This window comes from Levilactobacillus hammesii DSM 16381 (assembly GCF_001434395.1).
GTDB lineage: Bacteria > Bacillota > Bacilli > Lactobacillales > Lactobacillaceae > Levilactobacillus > Levilactobacillus hammesii.
This window is the reverse complement of record NZ_AZFS01000048.1, coordinates 1-226: the sequence shown is the minus strand read 5'-3', so window position 1 is coordinate 226 and position 226 is coordinate 1. Positions and strand designations below refer to the sequence as shown.

Annotated in this window: 1 rRNA gene; it reads right to left on the bottom strand. The window is 48.7% G+C overall.

Annotated elements, in window-relative coordinates:
* Positions 1–2: 2 nt before the first annotated feature.
* Positions 3–119 (bottom strand): 5S ribosomal RNA (rrf, locus tag FD28_RS05640).
* Positions 120–226: the final 107 nt, after the last annotated feature.

The following is a 226-nucleotide window of genomic DNA, read 5'->3' as shown; positions in this document are numbered from 1 at the left end:
TCGCGTGGCAACGTCCTATCCTCGCAGGGGGCGATCCCCCAACTACTATCGGCGTGCTAAAGCTTAACTTCCGTGTTCGGCATGGGAACGGGTGTATCCTTTAGGCTATCGCCACCACACTATAAGAGAACTTCTTCCCTCAAAACTAGATATTATTCAATTATTTTCCGCGGAAACAACCACGTTTTCAACTTGGTTAAGTCCTCGACCGATTAGTACTGGTCCG